We start from the raw sequence: 21,857 nt of genomic DNA, 5'->3' as shown, positions 1-21,857 counted from the left end.
TATTTTACAATTTTAAATATACAAACAGAAAAGAACTTTTTCTCATTATTACAGTACATCTTATTATTAAGAAATGTAAGTAACAAATTTATCTATTGAAGTTCTCACTTTTTTCAGGTTTACCAGCCAGTCAGCGGTTTCGTCCCTATATCCTAACGGAAGCAATACAACACTTTTAAGGCCTTGTTTATTTAATTCTAATATTTTATCCAATTCAGGCGGCAAAAATCCTTCAATTGGTGTAGCATCTACATTTTGCTCAGCGGCAGCAGCGAGCGCTATACCAAATGAAATGTACGCTTGTTTGGCCGCATGATTTGCATGCCATTCGTGACCCAAAGGTTCGTACATTGACCATAACCTTTCTTTGTAAGCATCCATTGCATCTAATGGCAAACCGCGTTCCTGAACCGTTTTATTAAATACAGCTTCTATTCTTTCAAGAGAATAACTATCCCAGGCTGCAAAAACTAATAAATGAGATGCATCTGTAATTTGACTTTGGTCAAAACTGACAGCTTTTATTTTTTCTAATAATTCCTTATTTGAGATAACAAATATTTGGTAAGGCTGAAGACCTGATGATGAAGGTGATAATCTTGCGGCTTCTAATATATAATCAAGTTTTTCCTGAGGAACAACTTCTCCATTCATTTTCTTCGTGGCATATCTCCACTTTAGGGCATCTAACAATTTCATTTGAATTAAATTTTTAATTTATATCTCAAAAATACAACTATTTTAATTGTTTAAGCGGCATAAAAATCATCTTCATTAAATCTATTTTTGAGCTTCTGAAGTCAATTGTAGTCGCCGGATTCCAGATAATCTCCTATATTCTGCAGTATTTTTATAAATAACAAAAAAAAATTAATGAAACACAGTTGCATTTAAAAATAAGAATTTTATATTTGTGCTGATGATTGTTCAGAATGAAAAAGAAATTTAAATTTATTACTCTTTTTATGCCACTGCTGGTAGTATTTGCAATACTATTTCCGGCAATACATTCTTATGAACATATACAGAATCATAATTCTGCACATAAAAGTTCAATACAACATCATTCACATAAAAGCGAATTTAAAATACACGATCATTCTTCTGATGAATGTTCGATCTGTCATTTTAAATTTAGCCCAGTTAGTACATTCTCATTTGTACATTTTGATTTTTACAAAAGCTTTAGCATTACTACAAATGTTGGCTTTTATTTCAAAGGCTACTCTTCCTTTTTTAAAGGATCCCTTTTTGCGCTTCGTGCACCACCAAGAATTTAAATAAATAAGCCATCATTTCACGATGAAATGTACACGCATTTTTTATTTAGAATTGAATGCTGTCGAAAACCCAATTGTTTTTTATGTCTTTTATTTTTGAAGGTTTCATTTCTTTCAGGATTTCTGTAGTCATAAATAACATTTTATGTTATCATTAAATCAATTTTGATATTCATAATTCGACTTCAAATTCATTAAAATAAAACCTGAAAACTTATTTAGGTAAATGCCATATGTTACATTTTAAAACCAGATAAATAGATTTCAATTGTAAATTGATTTGGAAATTCTTATTTGGTTTTAAAAGTGAAACGCTTATTTCACAAAATGCTTATTAGAGCATAATTCGCCCCATTAGTTTATAAAAATTACGTAATGCCATCATTGCTATTCTGAGATAGCTGTGCTGCATTGTTATATCGTTTTCTTTCGTAACCCAATTTAATATTTATGAATACAATCCAGACCAAATCAAACAAGATGAAAATACTACAACTTGCCTTTTCGCTTCTTGCAATGTCTTTTTTTGTTACCGCCTGTTCAAGCGATAATGAGCAAATTGACACAGAATATCCGGTTATTGATCTTTCTGCTTCGAATACTTTTCCTGTGCAATGCAGTGAAATTACACGCGGACAAAAAATCACCTTCAGAACAAAATTTACAGATAATGCCGAATTAGGTTCTTACAGTCTTGATATTCACCACAATTTTGATCATCATACGCATAGTACAGAAGTCAATGATTGTGTTTCAGATCCTATCAAAAAACCTGTAAATCCTTTGTTATACATCAATTCTGTAACAATTCCCGCAGGGCAAAAAAGTTACGAAGCCGTTCAGGAAATCAGCATTCCACAGGATATTGATCCCGGAGATTATCATTTTTTAATCCGCCTGACGGATAAAGAAGGCTGGCAGACCATTAAAGGTTTAAGCATTAAAATTTTATAAGCTGATTTTGATGTATAAAACCAAATTAAATCGATTCCGAATTTTTTGTCTGCTTTTTTGTTTTGCTATAGTTTCAAAAACGGCAGCACAATCAGTTCGTATATCAGGTAAAGTACTTTCCAGTGAAAGGGGTTCGCTGGAAGGTCTTACCGTTATTATTCAGCCCGGTAATTTAACCACAATTACAGACAAAAAGGGTCATTTTTATTTTACAAATATTCCAAAAAATTCGAAAAGCTTAACGATAAACTACGCGGGTTATCTGCCTTATGAAATAAAGCTTTCGCTGAAAGAAAGTGCCGTTTTATTACCGGATATTTTCTTAAAACCAGACATAAAAGAATTAGAAGAAGTGATTGTTTCCGATAATTTTGGCTTTCGCCGAAAAAAAGCAGAATCGTTAAATATCGAAACCGTAAACAGCAGTTTTATCCAGAGAAACCTCGGCGGAAGCCTGATGCAATCGCTTCAAAGAATTCCCGGTGTTAAAACGATTTCCATTGGTTCAGGAGGTTCAAAACCTTTAATCCGCGGCCTCAGTTTTAATCAGGTTATTGTGGTCGAAAACGGCATTAAACACGAAGGCCAGCAATGGGGCGCAGATCACGGACTAGAAATCGATCAATATGCGGTAAATCGCGTCGAAATTATCAAAGGTCCTTCGTCTTTTATGTACGGATCTGATGCTATTGGCGGAGCGGTCAATATAAAACCGGTTCCCGCGCCTTCAAAAAACACATTAGGCGGAAGTATTGATTTTACCGTAAAAAGCAATAATGAACAATTTGGCGGATCGATCAATCTGTTTGGTCGAAATGAAAAATGGTTTTTAGATACCCGAATGACGGTTATGGATTACGGAGATTATCGTGTTCCCACAGACACGGTTCATGTTTACAATTACGCCGTTCCATTGTATAAAAATCGCTTGCGAAATACCGCAGGACGCGAACTCGATTTGCACGCAAGCACAGGATATGTTTCCGAAAAATTTAAATCGGTTTTATATGTGAGTAATGTTTACAGCAAAAGCGGCTTTTTTGCCAATGCTCACGGACTTGAACCCAGAAATGTTGATACAGAACTTCACGACAAATCGAGCCGTGATATTTTGATGCCTTTTCAGGAAGTTACGCATACCAAACTTAGCAATACAACTTCTTTCAAAATAGGAAATCATGAGTTGGAAACGCAATTGGGATTTCAGAAGAATTTCCGTCGCGAATGGAGCCATTATGTCAATCATGGTTTTATGCCGCCCCTGTATCCTGATGATATGTACGCCCCTCAACATCTGGAAAGACAGTACGATAAAGAGGTTTTTTCTATTGCAACTAAAGACGAATTTTCGATAAATAAACACCAGATTACTGTGGGAATCAATGGCGAAAAACAGCAGAATACGATTAATGGCTGGAGTTTTTTAATTCCTGCTTTTCAGCAAATTACAACGGGATTATTTGCTTATGATAAAATCCGGATCAATGATTTATGGCTGCTTCATGGCGCTGTTCGTTTGGATTATGGTAAAATCGAAATGGAACAATACAACGATTGGTTTCCAAGTGAAATTACAGAAAATGGCCAGACAACGTCTCAATATTTAAAACGTTCAGATGATTTAACCAGAACATTTCAAAGTTTTAATTGGTCAGCGGGAGTGAATTATAATCCGGGAAAATTGGCTTTAAAAGCAAATCTGGGAACGAGTTTTAGAATGCCGATTGCAAAAGAACTGGCTTCAAACGGTGTCAATTATCATTATTTCAGATTTGAAAAAGGAAATCCCAATTTATCTGCAGAACGTTCGTACCAATTAGATCTTGGAATGGAATGGCAGGAAAATAAATGGTCCATTCAGCTGAGTCCGTTTTTTAATTATTTCCCCAATTATATTTATCTGAATCCCACTTCGCAGCATGATATTTATTACGGAGCAGGTAATCAGGTGTTTGAATATGAGCAAAGTAAAGTCATGCGTTACGGTGGCGAATTGCAAACGCGTTATCAGTTTCTGTCTGTTCTAAGTGTCGAAATTCTGGCCGAATATCTTTATTCTGAACAATTATCAGGAAACAAAAAAGGCTATACACTTCCCTTCTATCCTCCTGCTTCGGTTTTATTTGGGATGATGTACAGTCCGGAAATCAAAAATTTAAGAGATACTTATTTTTCGCTTGATTACCGATATACAGCAGCGCAAAACCAGATCGTTCCTCCCGAAAAGAAAACCGCGAGCAGCAATGTTTTCAACCTTGCTTTGGGAACGAAATTAAAAACCGGAAAACAGGATTTTACAATTAGTCTGCAGGTTCAAAACCTGTTTAATACCAAATACCTCAATCACACGAGTTTTTATCGGTTAATCGAGCTTCCTGAGGCAAGCCGAAATATTATCCTGTCGGTAAAAGTGCCGTTCTTAATTTATCAATAAAAATTTTAAATCAAATTAATTAATCCTACCCCCTTTGGCATTAATGTCTAAAATTAACCACATAGAAACATAGATATGATTTTGAAAAAAGTAAACCAAAAGAAACTCGTTTCTCACACATAGCTATGTTTGTTAATGCAAGTGAAACGCCTTTTTTTGAGTTCAATAATTCTATGTTTCTATGTGTTAAAAAACAATACACCAAGTGGGTTAAATCCTAAATCTTATGAAAAAAGTAAAATTATTTGTTCTGTTTCTCCTTACCGCTACAGCGTTCAGTTCCTGTGATAACGATGATAACCAGGAAGCTGCAAAACCAACAGCCGAAAATATTGAAATTGGAACTGCCAATAACAAACATGCTTTGATTGGCCGTGATTTTCATTTTAATGCCGATGTTGTTGCCGGCAATAAAATTGCAGATGTACAGCTAAAAATCCTTCCGAAAAGTGGTGAAACCTACACAAAAGACTGGAAACTGGAATTTAAATGGTCTCAATACATTGGAACAAAAAACACCAATGTACACAAACATTTTACAATTCCTGCCGATGCTCCGGAAGGTAAATTTGATTTCTATTTTATTGTCTTGGATGAAAATGGAACCCAACTCGAAATTAAGGAAGAAATCACAATTACAGATCCCGCCAATATGCCTGCCGATCCTTTAATTGGTCGCGATATGATTTCCAGAAACGATGATTTGATTTATTATATGGAAACCTGGGTGGAGCCGAAATTAATCTTCAAAAAAAATGATTTGCTTACAGCCCATGCGCAGGTGAGCCAGATTGTGGGCGACGGAATTTTATATTCTGTTTTAATCAAAAAAAGCCTGAATTATCATCCTGAAAGTATTGATAATCTTGATTATAAAAAGGTGATTGTAATTTCAAAAGTACAACATACAGACCTTCCTGCTGCTTCAAAAATTGCTACGCTTCAAAAAATAAATGACATATGGGGCGGAGAAAGCATCACGATTGGCGCTGATAAAGATGCTATTGGCGAAGCAACAACTTTAGATAAATCTTGGCAATCCGGTCAGTACAACTGGGTAATTCTTTATAAAAATACCACACACAATTTGAGCGTCTATAAATCGATGCCCATTACCATTAGTTTCTAATTAAACCCAAATATTAATTTAAATACATTTTACAATGAAAAACAATTATTTCAAACTGATTTTCTTATTTGCTTTATCGACTTTCGTAATCTCCTGTAGTAATGATGACGACAACAATGTTGAAACTCCGGACGAAACGCTTTCAGAATTTAAATACCTTAGAATTTTACTTTCTGACGAAAAAACAAATGAAATCACATTGGTAAATCCGGTTGATGCAACGACGGCTTTTTTTAATGCAAAATTTGCAAAATCTTCTCTTTATACCACAGAATCCGGAAGATACGCGGGAATTGTTCACAGAGCCGACAACACAGTTCAAACTTTTGACAGCGGTTTTGAAAGTCATGGCGATCATGTTGATGTAGATGGTATTCCGCAATTTGGTACTTTGACCGGACAATCGCTTTTGCCAACACATTTTAAAAGTAAAATTGGCGAATTATTGACTTTTAATGACGGAGACGGTACCTTGTCTGTGGCAAAAGAATCTGAAATTAATACTCCTGGTGCGACATTTAAAGTGATAAATGCAGGACTTTTGGCACATCACGGTGCTATGGCGACTTTTACTAACGGAACTTATGCAATTACCGAAAAAGATAATTCGATTACAGGAACGCTTCCTGAAAGAGTAAAAATTATAGACAATAGCGGTAAAACACTTTTTGATGCCACAATTGTTACCAAAGGAATTCACGGAAATGCTTCTGACGGAACGTATGCTGTTTTTGGTTCTGCAAGCGGAGTTCTTGTTGTGGAAAGTACAGGAAAACAAAAGTTAATTGCTCTTCCTGAAGATTTTGGAACTGCCTGGTTTGGAAGCATTTTAGAAACTTCAACTAAAGGAAAATTTGTAGGTTATACTGCCGCAAAAGGGGCTTATTTAATTGATGTTGTAAACAGCACAATTAAACCAATTTTGCAAAACACGACTATTATGCAATGTAAAGTAAGCTACAATGATAGCAAACTGGGAATTTTATTGCACTCTGGTGAGTTCAAATTATATGACCTGAATACTCTGGCAGTTGAAAAAGAAGGAAAGATTATCGCCGAAACTGCAGCTGACGCTACTTTAAAACCACAAATTCAGTTAACAGAGAAATTTGCTTACATCACATCTCCAAATACAGGAGAATTATTGCAATTGAATTTGACTTCTATGGAAATTGTCAAGAAAATCAAGGTTTCAAAAACGCCTTATATGATTACGATTCTTGGGTTTGAGAACAGTGAAAGTCACTAAGTTTTAATGCTGATAATAGAAAAATAAGCTGCCAATGGCAGCTTATTTTTTTTGAAGTCAAAGCTTCTTTTCAATTATTTGATTTTAAATTTCCTGACTCATCCACTTGTAGATCTGTAGGAGAATCAGGCTCCTCACTTGCATTTTTTGGTGATTCTAATTTCTCATCACTATTTTCAAGAGGTTTGTCTTGTTCGTCAGGACTAAAATCTCCGGATCCGCTATATTGATTTCTGGCATTAAATCCCTGATCGGTATCTCTAAATTCCTCGTTATCCGTACTATCATTTTGTTGCTTTTCCATAACTATACATTTTCGTTTTTATCCTGAGCATCATGACCTTCCAGTTTTACAAGTTTATTATAAATACCCAACAGTAAAAATGGAGCAGCCCACTGCCCTACAAATAAAGCATTGTGGCTTTTACCCAGACATTTTAGGGTAAGAGATGTTCCCATTGCAGCCAGTGAGGCATACAAAAATAAATCTGACGGCAATTTTGATGTTTGCTCTTCAATAGCTTTTGCCGTAGCACCTTCTGTGTTTTGATTTTCTAATATCATAATATGTTTATTTAAAATTAATATTCGGAAAATTAAGCCTCTCTATTAAAGTTATTTTACAGAATTTTTTTCAAAACTTACAATATTTACCAACATAAACTTCACGTAATCAATAAAGTAATTTCATTTCTTCTTATCCTTGCCTTCTTTTCTATTCTGCTTCATTCTTTCATCGGCTCCATCATCAACACCACGTCCTTCGTACATTGGTTTGTAAATTGATCCCTGAGTATCGGGAGCTTCAGGTCCCATTTCTATTTGATATTTATGTGATAGATTTCCCGCGAACCATTCTGTAAAACGAGGAAAAACGTTGGCAAAAAAAGAAGATCCTTTTGCTTTCCATCCTACCGGAACTATTTTCGCGGGGCGTATTGATTTACGCAATACCGCATTGACCACTTTATCAGGCTCATCCATCAATAACATTTTAGGTTCTACACCGCTATAATTTGCAGCATGCCTCCATAATGGCGTATCAACTGCCCAGGGTTCTATTGTAACAACTTTAATATCCTTGTAATCATTGAGGCGTAATTCCTGACTTAATGCAAGACCCAAACTTCTTACTCCCGCTTTTGATGCCGAATAACTAATCTGGTATGCGAGCGGTATTTCGCTTTCTACTGATCCCATATTAATCAGGATACCTTTTCGCTGTTTTATAAATTGTTGCACAGCCACTCTGCTTCCATATAAAAATCCTTTCAGGTTCACATCAATTACCCGCGCCTGATCTTCAACAGGAATATCCCAAAAACGCCCCAAAGCGGCTACTCCTGCCATATTGATCCAGACATCAATTTTAGAATATTCTTTTACAGCAATATCCGCTAGCCGCTCCAAATCTTCAGGTTTACTAATATCCATAGTTACTATTACAGCGTTTCCTCCGTTTGCACGAATAGTATCTGCAATTTCTTCCAGAAGGTCTGTTCTGCGGGCGGCCAAAACTACATTTGCTTTGTATTTTCCTACTTCTTGCGCCACTCCACGTCCAAAACCGCTGGACGCTCCTACTATTACATAAGTTTTGCCCGAAATTTTTTGCTGTCCCGCCTTACCCAATTTCCATGTTGTACAGCCCGTTATTAAAAACAAAAGGCAAAAAAGTGTCAATAACAGTTTTATTTGTTTGAATGTTATCATTGTATCTTTTAAGTTTTAATTGCATAATTAGGATCGCTTAGGAATTATCCTTAACAGCCGTTTCCCAGTCGTTTCCCTGACAAAATGTACATTTTTGTTCTATAGTATGGATAGAAACTGTATTTCCACAATTTCTGCAGGCAATAAAATCCTGATTGTAATTTATCTCTGCTCTAAAATCAGTATCACTTTCCGGCAGCAAACATAATCCCGGTCTTTCTTTTTCATCAATGTATGTTACTATCGAAAAAACACCTTTAGATTCAAAATAAACTCGCTGAATTGTACCCAGATTAATAATGCCTTTGAGCCTTAAAGCAGCAAAAAGACGCTCTCGGGTAATTCGGCTTTTTTTCATTTCACTTACCACCATACGTCCATTTTCTACCAAAGTTGAAATCTCATCCAGCAAAATTCTTTCTGCATTAGCATTTTTCGAAGTTATGTAAGACTGTAATGCCTGCAGCGAGATAATGATGATTATAACAACTACAGATGGCAAAAGTCCTCTTTCGGGAGTATGAATGGCAACACCAACTGATGCACCCAGAGTTACTAAAGTCACCATTTCGCCCCGACTAAGCATAGATTCCATTCTTCTGCCTAATAATCTCAGCGATATAACCAATATTATATATATAAAGCACATTCTCAAAATGACTTCAATAATAAATTCGGGTGGCACATCTCCTAAAAAAATGCGTCCCCAATCACTTAATTTGATATCATCTTTATCCATCTTTTAAAAATTCTTTTGAAGGTTCAACCCAATGTTGATGTCTGCAATTGGGACATTCTGCTGAATGGTTTTTATCGACAATTGTTCCGCACCAGGAGCAGACGCTGTGTTTTTCATCTTTGAGAATAATAATATCAATATCCTTTTGAGGAAGTATCGATAATCCCGGTTTTGGTTCTTTATATTTGTAAATACTAACGGTACCGCTGGCTTCGATATAAGCTCTTTTAACCTGCCCTAAATGCCGTATTTCTTTTTCGCGCAAAAGCTCAAATAACTGCTGCCGTGAAATAGAATGTTTTTCTATTTGTTTTACATCAATAACCGTATCTTTAATTAGCGTTGCTACGCTTCCCTGCATCAATTTTTCCCATTTTTTGCTTATAAAAAAACTTCGAGTTAAACTTCGCTGTAAGATCATAACGGTTAGTAATACTACCATACCAATGATAATTCCGTGCGCGGGACCATGCATGGGCATAGCGACAATAGCACCAAGTGTTATAAAAACTGCCCGTTCGGTAATAGTGAGTATCGAATTGGTTCTTTTACCCAATAACCGCACTACAAAAACCAGTGATATATACAAAATAATAGCTCGAATGGAAACTTCTATAAGTATCTCCGGTGGTGCCTCTCCAAATAAAATGCGGTACCAGTCTGTAATTTCAACATCTTCTTTTTCCATATTTATCTGACTTATAACTACCCTTAAAATTGTAGTCTTTTTCAAGATTTTTTTTACATTATTTTTTGGATTGCTTATATAATTTGTATCGTTAAGAATCTCTTATTCATACATTTTCAATTAGTTAAAAAGAATTACAGATGAAAATTCGATAACAAATTGAGATTTTCTTATAAAAAAAACATTGTTCGTTGTTTTAATTTTAAGCTATAACCTTTTAATAATAAAACAATGGAAAATTCAAATCAATACAACGACTACCAAAGATGCCCTTTTCATGCACAGCCAGATAAAGATGAAAACCCAAATAGCGGTGACTGGGATGAAGAACGTGATGATACAAGTACGAATCCCGAGCGCTATGACGAAGATAATCGTGGAAATGACAATTCCGGCGGTGCAGGAAGCAGCGGAAGCGCAGCAACCAACAGTTAGACTTTATACTTTAAATAACTATTAAATTTAATTATCATGAGTGACGATTTAAACAAAAAAGGAGTTCAGGACAGATCAAGAATCAATATGAATGAACCGCATGAAGTATCTTATTGGACAGAGAAATTTGGAGTAACCAAAGAAGAACTCCAAAAGGCAATTGAAAGAACAGGAACCAATGCTGCAGCAGAAATTGAAAAGGCGCTGGATACCTTATAAGACTGTTAAAGTAAATTATTGATTTATATCTAATTATAAAAAAATCAATTTAATAAATACTAAAGTTATGCCATGGTATAATGGAGATTATCCACCCTCTTATAAAAATCAGCCTGTAAAGCTTCGGGATAAAGCCGTTGAAATCGCCAATGCCCTTCTTAAAGAGGGCGTAGAAGAAGGCATTGCTATTGCGACAGGACTTAAACGCGCCCGTGAATTTTTCAGGGATCAAAAAAATAAAAGTTAGAACGATCTTTTCGATATTAAGAACTGATCGGCTGACTTTGATAAATGAAAAGATGATGAGAAACAGAAAAGAAACAGCTAAAAAAATTCCAAAGAAAATTGAGGCACTGCTAGAAAAAGGTATAACAGTCAAAATTCCTTTGGGAGTAAAACCAATGCTTGCCACATTAGTAAACGAGCCCTTTGATGATCCTGATTGGATTTACGAAGTAAAATGGGATGGTTACAGGGCTCTTTCTTATGTAGAGAACGGTTCTGTTTCTATTTTGTCACGCAATAACAAATCTTTTGCAGATAAATATTATCCTATAACTTATGTTATGGAAAAATGGTCGGTAAATCTTGTAATTGATGGTGAAATTGTGGTGATCGGGAAAGATGGAAAGGCTAATTTTAGCGCGCTGCAAAACTGGAGAAGCGAAGCAGACGGTAATCTTATTTATTATGTTTTTGATATTCTTTGGTACAATGGCAAAAATATCATGCCACTTAAACTCTCTGAAAGACAGGCCATTTTAGAAGAAATACTTCCACAAAATGATGATCGCATTCGCCTGAGTAAAAACTTTAATGGTAACGGACTTGACTTTTTCGCAGCTGCAAAAAAAATGGGTTTGGAAGGCATTATGGCAAAAAGAGCCGATTCTGTTTATACTCCCGACAGTCGGAATAAAGAATGGCTAAAAATCAAAGCCAATTTGCGCCAGGAAGTGGTTATTGGCGGATTTACAAAAAATGACGGCTCCTCAAAACAATTCAGTTCATTGCTTCTTGGTGTTTTTGAAAATGGTGTTTTGCAATATGTTGGCAAGGTTGGCACGGGCTTTAGTGACAAATTGCAAAAAGAAATGATGCAGCAATTTAAACCCTTAATTACCAACAAAATTCCGTTTGCTTCTGAGCCCGACATCAACAAACCTTCCCGATTTCGACCTAATCCCCCTAATGCTGTAGCAACCTGGCTAAAGCCCGCACTGGTTTGTGAGGTTAGTTTTGCAGAAGTAACGAGTGATGGTGTTTTTCGTCATCCATCATTCGAAGGAATGCGCGCTGACAAAAAAGCTGCTGATGTGGTACGTGAAACGGCGGCTCCAACAATCGAAATCATAGAAGATATTCAGGAAGAAACAAGCAATAAGTCAGACCTGGTGACTGCGCCAACAAACATCGGAAGAAAAACATTACTTAACCCCAGTGAAGAATCTCAGGTAAAAAAAATAAAAGGACACAACCTGAAATTTACAAACTTAAGTAAAGTTTACTGGCCTGAAGAGGGTTATACGAAACGTGATATGTTCAATTATTACTATCAGGTGGCCGAATATATTCTTCCCTATCTCAAAGACCGTCCATTGTCTCTTAATCGTTTTCCGGGTGGTATTCACGGTCCGAGTTTTTACCAGAAAGATGTAAAGGGAAAAGCTCCCGATTGGGCTAATACTTTTCCGTATACTACCAGTGATGGCGAAGACAAGGAATTTCTTGTTGGCGGAGATGAAGCTACGCTTTTGTATATGGCTTCGCTGGGTTGCATTGAAATGAATCCGTGGTTCAGCAGAATTCAGCATCCTGATAATCCCGACTATTGTGTTCTCGATCTTGATCCTGATAAAAATACTTTTGATCAGGTTATAGAGGCTGCTCAGGAAATAAAAAAAATATTGGATGCAATTGAAATTCCGGGTTTCGTAAAAACATCCGGTTCGACAGGAATTCATATTTATATTCCCCTTGGCGCCAAATATTCATATGATCAGTCGCAGATGTTTGCAAAACTTATTGTAACAATTGTGCATGAGCAATTGCCTGAGTTTACTTCTATGGAACGCCAAATCAAAAACCGGAATGGCAAAATGTATCTTGACTTTCTTCAAAACCGTCCCGGAGCAACAATTGCCAGTCCCTACTCGCTTCGTCCTAAACCGGGAGCAACAGTCTCTATGCCTTTGCATTGGGATGAAGTTAAAAAAGGGCTTACGATGAAAGATTTTACGATAACAAATTCTATCGAAAGAATTAAAAGAGAAGGTGATCTTTTTAAGGACACTTTAAAAAAAGGTATCGATATGACAAAAGCATTGACAAAAGCCCAAAGCATCTTTTTTAAATAACACCATGTTATTCAATTCGAAATCAAAAAGATACTCAAAAAAGTAAAGTATAATTTAAAAAATCAAAAATGGAAGAGATACTAAAGCAATTTGAAATAGGATTAAAAGCGCACCTCGAAAGCACTTATTCTATCCTTGACAAGGAAAATAATGAAATTAAAAAATTAGATGACATTGAAAAAACAGTTGATGATTTTGTTGACACTTATTTGCTGGAAACAAATCTAATTGCAGGCGATGTTGCACGTTCTGTTCAGCATGTTGTAGATGCGTTTATACAATCAAAAATCAAATAAAAGCAACACTATTCTGCTAAAATATGTAAGAATTTCTATTTTACAACTAAAAGTAAAAATTGCAGTATATTCTTATATAAAATCTAAAAATATGGGAATTATGTAATTTTTTGCGTTTAATATATAAAAACATGGTTAATAAGGCATTTATTTTTGTTTTAATCGACTCATTTTATAAGCCTTTACTTATGTATTTACTTAAACTAACAACATTTATATCTCTCTTCTTCTTATCTTTTGTAAGTATTAATTGCCAGCATCCTGACGATGAAGATTGTAAAAAAGAACCGAAAAATTTCACCATTAAACTCACTAATACTTTAAAATTCAAAAATAGTGCTTAGGTTCAATCTTCTGAAAAAATACTTTTATCTTATAAATATCTAATCATATTTATCGCATCCTAAAGCTATTTTCTCTTTATTATTATTGCCGGAAAATGCCAATCTCTTGTTTGTACCTAAGTGATTTATGGACTAAAACTCTGATGTAGCACTAATCATCTGCATTTTCGAGAGTGTTCCATTTTTTTATTCATTTTTCCAGACTTACCATTATCAATTGGTGAGTATTAATTTTCTCCCATTTCATTAAAACCCATTCTAATGAATGCAACTAAAACTACACTAAAAAAAACAATATCAAGTTTTCCAATAGTAGGCATCGGCGCCGCAGCAGGCAGTTTTGATGCTATTGTAAAAATAGTTTCTTCTATACCTGAAGATTCTTCGATGGCTTATATTGTTCAGCAAATATCCGATGATTATCATAACCTTGCCGAAGTGCTTTCGCAATATACAGACCTTCCGGTTCATGAAATTGTCAGCGAAATTAATCTGGCCCCCAATCAAATTTATGTTATGCCGGAGAATAATAATCTGATCGTGCAGGATGGCGCTTTAAAACTATATTTAAGAAACCGCAGTGATAAGATCAATAAAACGATTGACATATTTTTTGAATCATTGGCAGAAGTTCATAAGAGTTTTGTTATTGGAATACTTCTTTCCGGATTTGCTTTTGATGGAACTTCTGGCTTTAAAAGAATTAAGGAATTAGGTGGCGCTACTGTAGTACAAGATCCCGAAACGACTATTTTTAAGGGAATTCCTCAAAATGCCATCGATGCCGGTCTGGCCGATTATATTGCAACTCCGGAAGACATTATCGGGAAAGTAATGCAAATTGCTAAAAGCTATGCGACTAATGACGCTTATAATGATAAGGATCTTACAGTAAAAAACGATGAAGAATTATTATTTAAGATTTTGGATCTCATTTTTTTAAGAACCGGTAATGATTTTCGCCACTACAGACAGCCAACAATCAGAAGACGTATTGCCCATAGAATGGTAATTTGCAAAAAGAATTCTATTGAGGATTATTACAATTATTTAAGAAACGATAAAACAGAACAAGACTTCCTTTTTAACGATCTATTGATTCCTGTTACGTACTTTTTTAGGGATGCAGCTATTTTTGATTCATTGCCAGACCTTATTTTTTCAAAAATAATTCAAAATACCGAAAATAATACAATACGCATCTGGGCGGCGGGATGTGCAACGGGTCAGGAAGCCTATTCATTAGCCATCTGCCTTCATGAATATCTGGCTCAAAAGAGATTAAATGAAATAAAAGTGCAGATTTTTGCCTCTGATATTTCAGAAAAAAGCATTACAAAAGCCAGAACAGCCACTTATTCTGCTCAGGAAGTGGAGCAAATTTCTGAAACAAGGCTGCAAAATTACTTTATAAAAAGAGATGGCCAATATCATGTCAATAAAGTCATCAGGGATATGTGCGTTTTTGCCACCCATAACCTTATCAAAGATCCTCCTTTTGCTAAAATAGATTTGGTATGCTGCCGTAATGTTTTGGTTTATTTTGATGCATTACTGCAAAATAAAATTCTGAATTCGTTTCATTATGCATTGAAAGAAAAAGGTTTTTTATTTCTGGGAAAATCAGAAACTGCTCTTAATGGACACAATTTATTTGAGATTACAGGCAAAGAGGAAAAAATTTACGCCGTAAAAGATATTCCGGGCAGATATAATAAATCGTTTAAGACTAAAGACAACATTGAAAAAGAGGAAGTAAAAACAATATCCAAAAATAAACTGAACCCACAGGAAGAATTTATCAAAATGGGCTCGAATCTTTTATTTTCGCGATATACGCCGTCTAGCGTAATCATAAATAAACATTTGGAAGTAATTCATTTTCATGGTGATACCAGTCCTTTCCTATTGCCATCTCCGGGAAAACCAAATTTTAATATTTTAAAAATGGCCCGTGACAGCATTAGTTTTGAATTGCATAATGCAATTATAAAGGCTAAAAATGATAATACAGGAATTCAAAAGCAAAATATTAAAGTAAGTGACACGCCGTACCCGTATTTGGTTTCGTTTGAAATACAGCCCGTAAATAATCAAACTGATTATTTGCTAATTATCTTTAATCGAAGTGCAATTGTTCAGGATGAAATTAAATTCAAAGAAAAAGATTTTTCTGCTAATCGAATTAACGATCTCGAAACTGAGTTATTACAAGTTCGGGCAGATATGAAATTAGTAACAGAAGATCAGCAGACAGCCCTGGAAGAACTTCAGACTACTAATGAAGAATTATTAAGCAGCAGTGAAGAACTTCAGGCAATGAATGAAGAACTTGAAGCCATAACCAGAGAACTGCAGTCTAAAAATGAGGAATTAGTTGTTTTCAATGATGAATTGCTAGACCGTCAGCAACAGCTGATCAATATGGGAAATTACGCCGAATCGATTATTAAAACCATTAGTGAGCCATTGCTTATAATGGATAAAAACTTTATCATTAAAAGTGCAAATCCGGCATTTTATAATTATTTTAAAACCGATGAGAATAAGACCGAAGGCTTTGACTTTTTTGAAATTGGAAATTGCCAATGGGATATTGCTGAGCTGAAAGAACAAATTCTTAAAATGCAAAACGAGCAAGTAAACATTAAAAATCTTAGAATAGAAACAATTTGCCAGCATATTGGAAAAAAAATTATTTATGTTAATGCGTGTCAAATTTTGGATAGTAAGCCTTCCGGCCTTATACTTTTGGCAATGGAAGATATTACCGAAGTAGTTGCAACTAATGATTTATTAGCATCGAAAAATCTGGAACTGCAAAAACATAATAAGCTGTTAGAAACTTTTGCAGCGGCGGCAAGTAATAATATGCAGGATCCTTTAGACAAAATTCATATGTTTAGCACAAGGCTTTTTGAAAGTGAAAAAAATTTGAGTGAAGCCGGCAGGCACAATCTTGAAAGAATACTATTTACAGTAAATAATGTGAGACAGCTAATAGGAGATTTAATTCATTATTCGAAAATCAGCTTTTTAGAAAAAAAATACAAAAAAACAGACTTGAATTTGATCGTGAAAAAAAACCTGACGGATCTTAAAAATAATATTAAAGAGAAAAAGGTCGTCATACAAACTGCTCCTTTACCTCATGTAGAAGCGATTCCGCATCAAATGAAACAGCTATTTAATAATATAATAGACAATTCAATCAAATATACCAAAGAAGATACTATTCCTGAAATAAAAATTGAAACCAACTCGCCTTCTGTTGAGGAAATTAAGGAACTGGGCGGAAATCCGGAAATGGGTTTCATAAAAATTTGCATTAGTGATAATGGAATTGGTTTTGACAAACAATACGAAACCAGAATTTTTGATCCTTTTTACAGGCTGCATAATAACAATCAATATAGCGGAAGCGGACTGGGACTAACTTTGGTAAAAAAAATAATCGATGATCATCACGGATTCATAAAAGCAACCAGCACTGTAAATGCCGGCACGAGAATAAATATTTATATGCCTACGCGGCATTTTAGCGGTACTTAATATGAATGTTTTTTAATCTGGATAAATGTCTGTTTATTTCTTCAATCCTAATGTAAATACGAAAAAAATTCAGTGAATTTTTTTCCATTAGCGGTACAACCGAAATAACCCTGCCTTGGTCCAGAATATATTTGGCTGCCTGAATATAACTTTGGCGTTCATTATCTTCAGTGATAACAAAAATAGAGTCAAATGGATTAGCAATTGTAGCTGTGTAAAAATTATCTGTCTGCGAAAATTCACAAAGTAGATCAATACACTGCTCTGCGCATTCGACTAAGATTATATACTTTTCCATTCGAATACTATTTGGGGTTATTAATTGAAATTAAATATACGATTTGTTCAATAATTATCAAAAAACATTAAACAAATTGTGTATTTAATCTCAATTTTGTATCCAAGTGTAAAAATTTTCTTTTTAATAAAGTCTTAAAGTTATTTTTTGGTTCCTTTTACAGGCTGTTTAGTGTTTGTGGTATCTTTAGTTTGAGATGAAATATCATATGTTGCACCATCTTTTGCACTTTCTCCGGGACCACTTCCTGTACCTTGGGTAGATTCTCTCTTGGTAGCAGTTCCGGGATCAGAAATACTTCCCGCTCCGGTAACGCCTTCAGATTCAGTTCCTGTTGCGCCGGTTGTATTTGTACCGGTTGTGTTTGAACCTTTATTTCCAGTGGTGTCTACAGCAGTAGTATCGGGAGTTTGTCTTGTGTCAATTTCATCACTGTACCCATCTTTATTATCTTTACAGGAAAGCAAAAGTCCTATTGTCAGTACAGCCAAAATAATCTTTAATTTAGATAGCGTTTTCATAATATTATTGTTTGTTCGTTATATTTTCAAATTTAAAAATATGAGGAACTAAACATTTTATATAATTTGAATTGTATTTTATATCCTCTCACTTAAGTCATTAGTAAAAAGATGTACTCAATTCGTATAATTATGATTAACCTGAAACTTATTAAATGCTTACCCGATTATTGGAAGGATTTGAAGAACTCATAAGCTCTTTTTTCTGCATAGGAATACGTTGAATTGCGCAGCGGGAAAGCGCAATGTCCGCCATATTTGGGTGTTTCAAGATAGACATATGGACTGTCCTTTGCGATCGCTGTTGGGTAACATCTTTCGCCTAAAAAAGGATCATCGAGAGAATTAATAATCAAAACCGGAATGGTAATATTTTTAAGGGAAAACTCAGGAGAAACACGCTGATAATAGTCATCACGGCTGGCAAAACCGTGCAGTGGCGCTGTAAAATAATGATCAACTTCATCAAAAGATGTAATGCTGTCAATTTGATCACGGTTTATAAAATCAGGAAACTGCGCTGCTTTGTGTTTAAGTTTTCTTTTAATATCAATTGTAAAATTCTTTAAATAAACCCTGTTAAAACCTTGTTTGAGTACTTCAGCGCTTGTTGCAATATGGGTTGGTACAGAAATAGAAACTCCTGCTTTTATGCGTTCATCCATTTTTGTCCAGCCAAAATAGTTTAAAAGCTGAACACCGCCCATTGAATATCCAATTAAATAAACATTTTCAAAACCTTTTTTCAGGACAAACTGAACTACTTCATCAAGATCATCAACTGCACCATGATGATAAAGTCTCGGCAATCGGTTCATTTCGCCGCCACAGGTTCTGTTATTCCACGCAAAAACTGAAAAATCTTTCTCCTGAAAATAAGTCGCACAGCTATTGTTATAAGTTCTTCGGGAATCCCCTTCTAAACCATGGCATAAAATCACTGCATTTTTAGGATCTTTTATAATAAAATCGATATTAATAAAATCTCCGTCATTCAATTCATGTTTTTCTCTTGTGTATCCGGGAACGTCGAACTTTTTAAATAAAGCAGCGTAAATAGTAGATATATGCCTGTTCCGATGAATAATCGGAGGAAAATTATATTCTGATTGTTCAATTACAGGCATGGTAAAAAAGTTTTTGGTGCTTTGTACAAAGCTAAGAAATCAATCAATATGTAATTTAAAACTTTCATTTTTTATTTCACTTTAATAAATTATAAAATAAACTACATGAAATTATACCAAATAATCAATTAGTGCTTTCAACTCCTTATAATATTATAAAAATTAGCAAAAATTATATAAGTTTTAAATATTCGGCTATTCTAATTTTAACTTTCAGAATTAAGCAAAAGAATCTCTTTTGTTTCATAAATAACTAAAAATTAGATATTTAAAAACAGTTAAACTATTAAATTCAAATACTATGAAAAATTTAAAAACGATATTATTTGTTTTGCTCCTGGCAGCAAACTTCAACACGGCATTTGCCCAAAAACCAGCAGTGGTATTAAGCGATAAAAGCGGATGGCAAAAAATTGGTGAAACAAGAGTAGACTTTACACACGAAAAAGATGAAATTGTGGTTATTGGCGCGAGTCGCTTTAGCGCAATTAAAATTAAGGTAACCGATGCGCCGGTAAACTTTAAATCATTTGAAATTAATTTTGATAAAGGCGATATGCAAAACGTTTCTATTGGTGAAAGCATTAAATCACCAGGTGAAAGCCGAGTGGTACAATTGGACGGTAATGGTGAAAGAATTATCAGAAAAGTCATTTTTAGATACAATACAGCCAATAACAATGATGGTAAAAAAGCGCACATTGAACTTTGGGGATTAAAAACAAATACAGATAAAAAATAGAAAATCTTAACGTTATTCTCCTATTTATGGCAACAGCCCTTAAAAAACCGCTAATAGTCACGAGCCCTGACTTTTTAAATAACGAAATGATCCCGGCCAAATATACCTGCATTGGTTCTGATACCAATCCGGAAATTAAGATTACAGATATTCCACAAAACACAGAATCGCTGGCGTTAATCGTTGATGATCCTGATGCGCCAAATGGTACTTTTGATCATTGGGTTATGTGGAATATTCCTGTGGTTGGAAAGATTGAGAGAAATACTGCGCCGGGAGTTCAGGGAAAAAATGGGAAAGGCGAAAACAAATATACAGGACCTTGTCCGCCAAACGGTACACACCACTATAATTTTAAGGTATATGCCCTAGATGTAAAACTGGATCTACCCCCAGATTCAGACAAAAATGCACTTCTAAAAGCCATGGATAAACACATTCTTGCTTCTGGCGGACTCATAGGTCTTTTTAATAAACAAATCTAAATCTAGAGAGGCTGTAACTCACGATTATTATTCATTAATTTTCCTAAACAGCATTTTCATAGATTCGGGATCAATTGCATCCATTTCTACCAGTTTTAATGCTTTAACCATTTTAGTTGTACTGGTTTTATATTTTTGAAAATGCGGTGTTTTTAAATGCGCCTGATAAGCCTCTTTATCATTATATATTTCGATTATTCTTATTTGGGTAGAATCATTTTTTTGATACATAGGAAAAATTGCCAAAACGCCGGGTTCTAATTTTACAGAGGCAGCCGACTCTTCTTTCAATATGGCTTTATATTGCGATAAATGTTCGGGATAAATTTCAATTTCTGCAATACGAATCATCATCTCTTTTTTTTGGGCAGATAAAGTATCGGACATAAAAAATACGGCTGCAAATACTAAACACAAAAATCGACCTTTTGAAAAACTGCTTTGAAGATTTCGGGCTAACTTTTTCATATCCATAAATTCAAATTAATTAGTCTGTTGATATTGAATTATCTTACGAAAGATATCCAATAGACTTACAATATACTTATTTTCTTTGTATTTCTTAATCCATACTTCTCGGAACTTCTTACTGCAGTTTAAAATTTTTCACCACATTCACACATACCGATCGGTATTTGTATTATATTTGTCATGAATCGCTAATCAAACATTATGAATACTTCTGAAATTATTTTAGATAAAGTAGCTCCGATTTTTAACAAACAAGGATATGTTGGAACCAGCCTAACGGATATCACTAAGGCTACAGGTCTTACAAAAGGTGCTATTTACTGTAATTTTTTGAATAAAGAAGATTTAGCGTTAAAGTCATTTCAATTAAATGTAAGCCTTGCAATAACTCCCTTATTCAAGCTGGTTGCCAGTAAAAAAGGCAGTTTAAATAAGCTTCATACTATAACCGAATATCAACGCAGTTATTATGATTTGGTGAAAGACAGAGGCGGATGCCCGATGCTGCGTGCAGGAGTTGATACCAAATTTATTAATCCGTTACTGTTTAAAGCAGCGCAAAATTTATCTCAAAAATTTACCATTGGTTTAACCAATATTATCAAGGATGGAATTATTAATAATGAAATTAAGCAAAATACCGATCCTGATAAATATGCTAAAATAATTTTGTCCTTAATTGAAGGCAGTTCTCTTTTGACATTTACCCACAATGACCCGACATACATCAATGACGCAATGGATTTTATAGATCAAACTATAATTGAAAGCATCAGTAAATAAAAATTTTTTAACCTTTCAGATACCGATCGGTATTTGATGTA

The 21,857-nt window shown here is 34.7% G+C and carries 23 protein-coding genes; 13 read left to right on the top strand and 10 right to left on the bottom strand.

The genetic code is table 11. The features are described 5' to 3' along the window. Window positions 1-66: 66 nt before the first annotated feature. The gene (locus tag SD960_RS00665; RefSeq protein WP_318800265.1) at window positions 67-699 is read right to left on the bottom strand and encodes an NAD(P)H-dependent oxidoreductase; all 633 of its coding nucleotides are present in this window, start codon (window positions 697-699) and stop codon (window positions 67-69) included. A 1,061-nt stretch (window positions 700-1,760) separates the two neighbouring features. Between SD960_RS00665 and SD960_RS00660 the strand changes: the two genes are divergently transcribed. The 4 genes from SD960_RS00660 (at window position 1,761) to SD960_RS00645 (ending at window position 7,046) form a co-directional block, all read left to right on the top strand. After that, the gene (locus tag SD960_RS00660; RefSeq protein ID WP_318800264.1) at window positions 1,761-2,234 is read left to right on the top strand and encodes a DUF4625 domain-containing protein; all 474 of its coding nucleotides are present in this window, start codon (window positions 1,761-1,763) and stop codon (window positions 2,232-2,234) included. Window positions 2,235-2,244: 10 nt separating this feature from the next. Further along, a complete protein-coding gene (locus tag SD960_RS00655) occupies window positions 2,245-4,668 on the top strand; it encodes a TonB-dependent receptor (protein ID WP_318800263.1) in 2,424 nt (807 codons plus the stop codon). Between the two features lie 226 nt (window positions 4,669-4,894). Beyond that, window positions 4,895-5,797, top strand: coding sequence for a DUF4625 domain-containing protein (locus SD960_RS00650; RefSeq protein ID WP_318800262.1), 903 nt, complete (start codon window positions 4,895-4,897; stop codon window positions 5,795-5,797). Window positions 5,798-5,831: 34 nt separating this feature from the next. Beyond that, the gene (locus SD960_RS00645) at window positions 5,832-7,046 is read left to right on the top strand and encodes a hypothetical protein (RefSeq protein ID WP_318800261.1); all 1,215 of its coding nucleotides are present in this window, start codon (window positions 5,832-5,834) and stop codon (window positions 7,044-7,046) included. 70 nt (window positions 7,047-7,116) lie between these two features. Here the strand turns inward: SD960_RS00645 and SD960_RS00640 are convergent, their stop codons facing one another. The 5 genes from SD960_RS00640 to SD960_RS00620 form a co-directional block, all read right to left on the bottom strand. After that, a complete protein-coding gene (locus tag SD960_RS00640; protein ID WP_318800260.1) occupies window positions 7,117-7,350 on the bottom strand; it encodes a hypothetical protein in 234 nt (77 codons plus the stop codon). Window positions 7,351-7,352: 2 nt separating this feature from the next. Next, window positions 7,353-7,610: a hypothetical protein gene (locus SD960_RS00635; protein ID WP_318800259.1), complete on the bottom strand. Its 258-nt coding sequence runs from the start codon at window positions 7,608-7,610 to the stop codon at window positions 7,353-7,355. Between the two features lie 123 nt (window positions 7,611-7,733). After that, window positions 7,734-8,759, bottom strand: coding sequence for an SDR family NAD(P)-dependent oxidoreductase (locus tag SD960_RS00630; protein ID WP_318800258.1), 1,026 nt, complete (start codon window positions 8,757-8,759; stop codon window positions 7,734-7,736). Between the two features lie 37 nt (window positions 8,760-8,796). Continuing rightward, window positions 8,797-9,498, bottom strand: a complete 702-nt coding sequence (locus SD960_RS00625; RefSeq protein WP_318800257.1) for a DUF421 domain-containing protein — start codon at window positions 9,496-9,498, stop codon at window positions 8,797-8,799. Further along, complete coding sequence (locus SD960_RS00620; RefSeq protein WP_318800255.1) at window positions 9,491-10,186, bottom strand: DUF421 domain-containing protein; 696 nt, start codon at window positions 10,184-10,186, stop codon at window positions 9,491-9,493. Before SD960_RS00620 ends, SD960_RS00625 begins: the two co-directional genes overlap by 8 nt. A gap of 231 nt (window positions 10,187-10,417) precedes the next feature. On the opposite strand from SD960_RS00620, the gene SD960_RS00615 reads away from it, so the two are divergent. From SD960_RS00615 to SD960_RS00590, 6 genes are all read left to right on the top strand, one after another. Then, entirely contained in the window at window positions 10,418-10,621 is a 204-nt protein-coding gene (locus tag SD960_RS00615) for a hypothetical protein (protein ID WP_318800254.1), read from the top strand. Window positions 10,622-10,657: 36 nt separating this feature from the next. Then, window positions 10,658-10,840, top strand: coding sequence for a DUF3606 domain-containing protein (locus tag SD960_RS00610; RefSeq protein ID WP_318800253.1), 183 nt, complete (start codon window positions 10,658-10,660; stop codon window positions 10,838-10,840). A gap of 67 nt (window positions 10,841-10,907) precedes the next feature. Beyond that, entirely contained in the window at window positions 10,908-11,087 is a 180-nt protein-coding gene (locus SD960_RS00605; RefSeq protein WP_318800252.1) for a hypothetical protein, read from the top strand. Between the two features lie 52 nt (window positions 11,088-11,139). Beyond that, window positions 11,140-13,197: a DNA ligase D gene (gene ligD / locus SD960_RS00600; RefSeq protein ID WP_318800251.1), complete on the top strand. Its 2,058-nt coding sequence runs from the start codon at window positions 11,140-11,142 to the stop codon at window positions 13,195-13,197. Window positions 13,198-13,265: 68 nt separating this feature from the next. Then, entirely contained in the window at window positions 13,266-13,493 is a 228-nt protein-coding gene (locus tag SD960_RS00595) for a hypothetical protein (RefSeq protein WP_318800250.1), read from the top strand. Window positions 13,494-14,098: 605 nt separating this feature from the next. Next, the gene (locus tag SD960_RS00590; RefSeq protein ID WP_318800249.1) at window positions 14,099-17,389 is read left to right on the top strand and encodes a CheR family methyltransferase; all 3,291 of its coding nucleotides are present in this window, start codon (window positions 14,099-14,101) and stop codon (window positions 17,387-17,389) included. Here the strand turns inward: SD960_RS00590 and SD960_RS00585 are convergent. The 3 genes from SD960_RS00585 to SD960_RS00575 all read right to left on the bottom strand — a co-directional run bounded on the left by SD960_RS00585 (window position 17,376) and on the right by SD960_RS00575 (window position 19,335). Then, window positions 17,376-17,687 (bottom strand): hypothetical protein, encoded by a 312-nt coding sequence (locus SD960_RS00585; RefSeq protein WP_318800248.1) that lies wholly within the window; start codon window positions 17,685-17,687, stop codon window positions 17,376-17,378. The genes SD960_RS00590 and SD960_RS00585 overlap by 14 nt on opposite strands. 140 nt (window positions 17,688-17,827) lie before the next feature. Beyond that, a complete protein-coding gene (locus SD960_RS00580) occupies window positions 17,828-18,208 on the bottom strand; it encodes a hypothetical protein (RefSeq protein ID WP_318800247.1) in 381 nt (126 codons plus the stop codon). 167 nt (window positions 18,209-18,375) lie between these two features. Further along, window positions 18,376-19,335, bottom strand: coding sequence for a YheT family hydrolase (locus SD960_RS00575; protein ID WP_318800245.1), 960 nt, complete (start codon window positions 19,333-19,335; stop codon window positions 18,376-18,378). A gap of 301 nt (window positions 19,336-19,636) precedes the next feature. On the opposite strand from SD960_RS00575, the gene SD960_RS00570 reads away from it, so the two are divergent. After that, window positions 19,637-20,077: a hypothetical protein gene (locus tag SD960_RS00570; RefSeq protein ID WP_318800244.1), complete on the top strand. Its 441-nt coding sequence runs from the start codon at window positions 19,637-19,639 to the stop codon at window positions 20,075-20,077. Between the two features lie 26 nt (window positions 20,078-20,103). Then, entirely contained in the window at window positions 20,104-20,562 is a 459-nt protein-coding gene (locus tag SD960_RS00565; RefSeq protein ID WP_318800243.1) for a YbhB/YbcL family Raf kinase inhibitor-like protein, read from the top strand. A 27-nt stretch (window positions 20,563-20,589) separates the two neighbouring features. On the opposite strand, the gene SD960_RS00560 is transcribed toward SD960_RS00565, so the two are convergent. Further along, window positions 20,590-21,030, bottom strand: coding sequence for a putative quinol monooxygenase (locus SD960_RS00560; RefSeq protein ID WP_318800242.1), 441 nt, complete (start codon window positions 21,028-21,030; stop codon window positions 20,590-20,592). Between the two features lie 204 nt (window positions 21,031-21,234). On the opposite strand from SD960_RS00560, the gene SD960_RS00555 reads away from it, so the two are divergent. Continuing rightward, complete coding sequence (locus SD960_RS00555) at window positions 21,235-21,816, top strand: TetR family transcriptional regulator C-terminal domain-containing protein (protein ID WP_318800241.1); 582 nt, start codon at window positions 21,235-21,237, stop codon at window positions 21,814-21,816. The last annotated feature ends 41 nt before the right edge of the window (window positions 21,817-21,857 follow it).

Origin of the sequence: Flavobacterium sp. MMLR14_040, from assembly GCF_033657265.1 — a bacterium.
Lineage (GTDB): Bacteria > Bacteroidota > Bacteroidia > Flavobacteriales > Flavobacteriaceae > Flavobacterium.
The sequence above is the reverse complement of the archived record's forward strand: the minus strand, read 5'-3'. Positions and strand labels throughout refer to the sequence as shown.

Coding starts and splice junctions, on each gene's coding strand:
- SD960_RS00645 (WP_318800261.1), top strand. CDS start 5,832: ATGAAAAACAATTATTTCAAACTGATTTTCTTATTTGCTTTATCGACT.
- SD960_RS00665 (WP_318800265.1), bottom strand. CDS start 699: ATGAAATTGTTAGATGCCCTAAAGTGGAGATATGCCACGAAGAAAATG.
- SD960_RS00605 (WP_318800252.1), top strand. CDS start 10,908: ATGCCATGGTATAATGGAGATTATCCACCCTCTTATAAAAATCAGCCT.
- SD960_RS00655 (WP_318800263.1), top strand. CDS start 2,245: ATGTATAAAACCAAATTAAATCGATTCCGAATTTTTTGTCTGCTTTTT.
- SD960_RS00660 (WP_318800264.1), top strand. CDS start 1,761: ATGAAAATACTACAACTTGCCTTTTCGCTTCTTGCAATGTCTTTTTTT.
- SD960_RS00585 (WP_318800248.1), bottom strand. CDS start 17,687: ATGGAAAAGTATATAATCTTAGTCGAATGCGCAGAGCAGTGTATTGAT.
- SD960_RS00565 (WP_318800243.1), top strand. CDS start 20,104: ATGGCAACAGCCCTTAAAAAACCGCTAATAGTCACGAGCCCTGACTTT.
- SD960_RS00590 (WP_318800249.1), top strand. CDS start 14,099: ATGAATGCAACTAAAACTACACTAAAAAAAACAATATCAAGTTTTCCA.
- SD960_RS00620 (WP_318800255.1), bottom strand. CDS start 10,186: ATGGAAAAAGAAGATGTTGAAATTACAGACTGGTACCGCATTTTATTT.
- SD960_RS00650 (WP_318800262.1), top strand. CDS start 4,895: ATGAAAAAAGTAAAATTATTTGTTCTGTTTCTCCTTACCGCTACAGCG.
- ligD (WP_318800251.1), top strand. CDS start 11,140: ATGATGAGAAACAGAAAAGAAACAGCTAAAAAAATTCCAAAGAAAATT.
- SD960_RS00630 (WP_318800258.1), bottom strand. CDS start 8,759: ATGATAACATTCAAACAAATAAAACTGTTATTGACACTTTTTTGCCTT.
- SD960_RS00610 (WP_318800253.1), top strand. CDS start 10,658: ATGAGTGACGATTTAAACAAAAAAGGAGTTCAGGACAGATCAAGAATC.
- SD960_RS00560 (WP_318800242.1), bottom strand. CDS start 21,030: ATGAAAAAGTTAGCCCGAAATCTTCAAAGCAGTTTTTCAAAAGGTCGA.
- SD960_RS00595 (WP_318800250.1), top strand. CDS start 13,266: ATGGAAGAGATACTAAAGCAATTTGAAATAGGATTAAAAGCGCACCTC.
- SD960_RS00625 (WP_318800257.1), bottom strand. CDS start 9,498: ATGGATAAAGATGATATCAAATTAAGTGATTGGGGACGCATTTTTTTA.
- SD960_RS00635 (WP_318800259.1), bottom strand. CDS start 7,610: ATGATATTAGAAAATCAAAACACAGAAGGTGCTACGGCAAAAGCTATT.
- SD960_RS00555 (WP_318800241.1), top strand. CDS start 21,235: ATGAATACTTCTGAAATTATTTTAGATAAAGTAGCTCCGATTTTTAAC.
- SD960_RS00615 (WP_318800254.1), top strand. CDS start 10,418: ATGGAAAATTCAAATCAATACAACGACTACCAAAGATGCCCTTTTCAT.
- SD960_RS00640 (WP_318800260.1), bottom strand. CDS start 7,350: ATGGAAAAGCAACAAAATGATAGTACGGATAACGAGGAATTTAGAGAT.
- SD960_RS00570 (WP_318800244.1), top strand. CDS start 19,637: ATGAAAAATTTAAAAACGATATTATTTGTTTTGCTCCTGGCAGCAAAC.
- SD960_RS00575 (WP_318800245.1), bottom strand. CDS start 19,335: ATGCCTGTAATTGAACAATCAGAATATAATTTTCCTCCGATTATTCAT.
- SD960_RS00580 (WP_318800247.1), bottom strand. CDS start 18,208: ATGAAAACGCTATCTAAATTAAAGATTATTTTGGCTGTACTGACAATA.